Below are 4,138 nucleotides of genomic sequence, written 5' to 3' on the forward strand. Positions count from 1 at the left end.
GGGGGGATCGATCCTCGAGCTGCCGCCTCTCGTCGGGCGCCGCTTCGGCGTGCGCCTGCTGTTCGCGGGGGGCTGGGCCCTGCGGCGCGTCCCGAATCGTCTCCTGCTGAACGAGATCGCCCGCCGCAACGGACGCGGCGCACCGGCGGTCGTCGATCTGCACACCTGGGAGATGGATCCCGATCCGCCGCGCGTGCGGCTGCCGTTCCGGTACCGGCTCGCGCATTACGGCGGTCTCGACGGATACCGCGAAAAGCTGCGGGGTCTCCTGTCGGCGGTCCCCTGGGGGCCGGCGCGCGACTGCCTGGAGCGCGCGGCTCCGCCGGCTCCCTCGATCGAATCGCGAAAAGACGCCGACGGGGGCGTTCGATCCGAGCCGTCCAGCGGGCCGTTCGTCTCGATGTCGGCGCGTCCGGAGTAGGGATCGTCCCGTCCCCGGCGCCCGGCAGCGACACGACCGCGCCCCGGAAGAATGCGGCCGTCCCCCGGGAGGTTGCGGGACGGCCGCGGCGCCTCGGGTGAGCGCCATGTCGTTCGGATCGTCGGCAGGTCAGGGAGAAAACGGGACGGCGGCCGAAGCCGCCGTCCCCTGGAGCGACGGATCCGGACTCCACGCTGCGTCCGCCCCCAGACGCCGCCGTGGAGCGGGATCCTCTCCCCAGATCACGCATCTCTTGAAGCCGCTCATCGTGCAGTGGGAAAAGCAAAAGAGGTACCAACCGCCGGGCGGGCGGGTCGATGACCGCCCCGCGCGGCGCAACTGATGAAGACAGGCGGGTTGGGGGAGCGGGCCCGGCCGGGTGACGCGCGGCAGGCCGGCGCGCGGCGTTCGCCCGCGGACAGCCGTCACGATCACGGGTCCGGGGCCGACCTCCGCCACGGTTTGACAGGTCCGGAGCGCGCGTGTTAGACACTCGCGTGATGATCGCCAAGGTCGCCCGGAGCATCCGCAAGCGTACCGGTCGGCTGCTGGGCGCGCCTTTTAAGCCCGAGGAGCTCCTGCGTCGCAAGACGATCGCCCGCGCCTTCCTGCGCGGCGAGGGGATCGAGATCGGGGCGCTGCACAATCCGCTGAAGGTCCCGAATCACGTCCGCGTCAAGTACGTCGATCGCGTCAGCCACGTCGATCTCGCCAAGGATCACCCCAAGCTGCGCTCGAAGATCGTCAGGGTGGACATCGTCGACGACGGCGAGACCCTCGCGACCGTCCCGGACGCATCCCAGGATTTCGTCATCGCGAACCACTTCGTCGAACACTGCCAGAACCCGATCGGCGCCCTGCGCAACATGCTGCGCGTCCTCCGGAGGGACGGGGTCCTGTTCCTGGCGATTCCGGACAACCGCTATACCTTCGACGCCGACCGTCCGGTCACGCCGATCGAGCATCTTCTGCGGGACGACCGCGAGGGGCCGTCGTGGTCCCGCAGGCAGCACTACGAGGAATGGACGAGGCTGGTCGACAAGGTGCCGGGGGACGCGGAGGCCGGGAGACACGCCGAGGAGCTGATGAGACGGCAGGCCCCCATCCACTATCATGTCTGGACCCAGGTCGAGCTCCTGGAATTGATCGGGACGCTGAGACGCCAGCACACGTTCGAAATCGAGCTCATCTTCAAGCGCGACAATGAGGTGATCTTCATTCTGAGAAAGAGCGACGAAGGGCCGGCCGCGGCACGGTCCGCCGGCCGCGCGCTGGAGCATTGAGATGCCGGCCCAACGCCAGCGGGCGCACGTGTGGCGACGCCTGGCCGATGTCTTCAGGATGAGCGGGATCCAGGAGGCTCCGGCGTCCGCGCGCGAGCCGGTTGGCCTGCCGCGAACGGCGCAGGAGGCCACGCTCCTGCGCCTGAATCTCGGCTGCAACAGGAACCCGAAGCCCGGGTTCATCAACGTGGACATCCAGCCGTTCCCCGGCGTCGACCTCGTGGCCGACCTGGAAAAGTCCTGGCCGTGGAGTGACGGGGTGTTTGATGAGATCGTGTGCGCCGACCTTCCCGAGCACCTGCGTCAGTGGTACGAGGAGCCGGATCCGGTCTGCCTCGAGCGTGCGCAGGCCTGTGCCGCGGCCGATCAGTACAAGGAGGCGTTCGAGAGTCTCGTCACGGCGCTGCGCAAGCCGAAGAGGCGCTACGGGGTCATCCACTTCATGGAGGAAGCCTACCGAGTCCTCAAGCCGCTGGGCCGGCTCGACTGCACCATCCCTTCGACGGAGGGACGGGGCTGGGCGCAGGACCCGACACACGTGAGCTACTGGAACGAGAACAGCGTGCTGTACTTTCTCGACAGCGAGCACCGGAAAATCTACCCGGCCCTCATCCACTGTGTCTGGAAGCGCATCAGCGTCGAAACCCGGAAGCCCGATCGTCTGGGCGTGATCTGGTTCAGGATGGTCCTGCAGAAGGAGTAGGGGTGGAGTGAAGGCGATCAGGAAACTGGCGAGGAGCGTCCGGAAGCGCGCCGGATGGCTGGTAGGGCCGCCTCCTGACCCCAGGGAGTTTCTGCGCCGGGAGACGATCGCCGGCGCCTATCTCCGGGGAGACGGCATCGAGATCGGTGCGCTGCATCATCCGACGAACGCGGGCCCGTGGGCGCGGGTGAAGTACGTCGACCGGATGGCTGAAGCCGAGCTCAGAAGGCAGTACCCCGAGCTGGATTCCGAGAAGCTCGTCCGCGTGGACATCATCGACGACGGCGAATCGCTCCGGACGATTCGAGACGGGACGCAGGACTTCGTGATCGCCAACCACTTCGTCGAGCACTGCGAGGATCCGATCGGCGCGGTCGGAAACATGCTGAGGGTCCTCAAGGACGGCGGCGTCCTGTTCATGGCGATCCCGGACAAACGTTTCACCTTCGACAGGGACCGCCCCGTCACTCCGCTGGATCATCTCCTGCGCGATCACGAAGAATCCCCCGCATGGTCGCGAAGGCAGCACTACGAGGAATGGGCGAGGCTGGTCAACGGAGTCCGCGATGACGCCGGCTTGCAGAGAGAAGTCGAGCGGCTGATGGCCACACGTTACGCCATCCACTACCACGTCTGGACTCAACTGGAGCTGCTGGAGTTCATCCTGGCTCTCAGGAAGAAGTGGAGTTTCGAAGTGGAACTCGTCCTCAAGAGAAAGAACGAGGTGATCTTCATCCTGAAGAGACAACCGGGGTCTTGAATCCCTTGAAGCCTCTCGACCTGTCCGTCATCGTGGTCTCGTGGAACACGCGCGAGCTCTTGCGCGGGTGCTTGCAGTCGGCGCTCGCGAACCTCGGAACGCTGTCCGCGGAGATCATCGTCGTGGACAACGCGTCGGTGGACGACAGCGCGGGAATGGTCCAGAAGGTCTTCGGCGACGATCCGAGGGTCCGGCTCATCGCCAACTCCCGGAACGAGGGATTCGCCCGCGGGAACAACCAGGCCTTCGCCGTGGCCCGGGGGGAGTTCCTGGCGATCGTCAACCCGGACATCGTGTTCAGGGGGCCGGCCCTGGGAAGCCTGCTCGAGCACCTGCGCGAACACCCGAAAGCCGGCATCGCGACCTGCAATCTCGTGGGCGCCGATGGTCTGCCGCAATCGCTGCACAGGACGTTCCCGACGCTGCCGATTGTGTTCTGCCGCTGGACACGCGTCGGAAGACGGATCGATCGATGGCTCCTGGGCGGCTCCGTGGGGCGCCGCTACCAGCTGATGCACCTGCGGCGCACGGGCGTGACGGCGATCGATCAGGCGGCGGCCGCCTGTCTCATGATCGAGCGCCCGACCGTCGAGAGGATCGGCGGCCTGTTCGACGAGCGCTTCCCGATCTTCTTCAATGACGTCGACCTGTCGCGTCGCGTCTGGAACGCCGGCCTGGAGGTGCACGTCCTCTATGACGTCTCGGTCGTCCACCACGGCGGGGCGAGCATCAAGCAGATGCGCCCCGGCCGCAAGACTCTCGAATTGATGGACGGCCTGGAGCGCTATTACGATCTCCACGAGCCGCGCTGGAAGGCCCGCCTCGTGAGGCTCATGGTCTCCGCGAACCGCCGCCGCGCCGCCCGCGCCGCCGCGAACGCGGCTCCTGCCATGACCTCGACGCGTTCCTAGAACGCCTGCCCCGCCGTGAACGACAGGACGCCGCGCGGGTTCTCCTCCCGGCCCAGGCCG

5 protein-coding genes are annotated in these 4,138 nt (G+C 67.1%); all 5 read left to right on the forward strand.

Annotation, left to right across the window (positions count from 1 at the left end):
• A partial coding sequence (locus tag VEW47_14575; GenBank protein HYS06407.1) for a DUF3473 domain-containing protein occupies positions 1–421 on the forward strand: 421 nt, incomplete at its 5' end.
• Positions 422–903: 482 nt separating this feature from the next.
• Positions 904–1,704, forward strand: coding sequence for a methyltransferase domain-containing protein (locus tag VEW47_14580; protein ID HYS06408.1), 801 nt, complete (start codon positions 904–906; stop codon positions 1,702–1,704).
• A 1-nt stretch (position 1,705) separates the two neighbouring features.
• Entirely contained in the window at positions 1,706–2,407 is a 702-nt protein-coding gene (locus VEW47_14585) for a hypothetical protein (GenBank protein HYS06409.1), read from the forward strand.
• 7 nt (positions 2,408–2,414) lie between these two features.
• A complete protein-coding gene (locus tag VEW47_14590) occupies positions 2,415–3,167 on the forward strand; it encodes a methyltransferase domain-containing protein (protein HYS06410.1) in 753 nt (250 codons plus the stop codon).
• A complete protein-coding gene (locus tag VEW47_14595; GenBank protein HYS06411.1) occupies positions 3,164–4,078 on the forward strand; it encodes a glycosyltransferase family 2 protein in 915 nt (304 codons plus the stop codon). Before VEW47_14590 ends, VEW47_14595 begins: the two co-directional genes overlap by 4 nt.
• Positions 4,079–4,138 lie beyond the last annotated feature (60 nt).

It is taken from the genome of Candidatus Dormiibacterota bacterium, assembly GCA_035635555.1.
Taxonomy (GTDB): Bacteria; Acidobacteriota; Polarisedimenticolia; order Gp22-AA2; family Gp22-AA2; genus Gp22-AA3.

What these genes read in the sequence shown, in the direction of transcription:
- VEW47_14585 (HYS06409.1), top strand. Translation starts at nt 1,706, where the DNA reads ATGCCGGCCCAACGCCAGCGGGCGCACGTGTGGCGACGCCTGGCCGAT.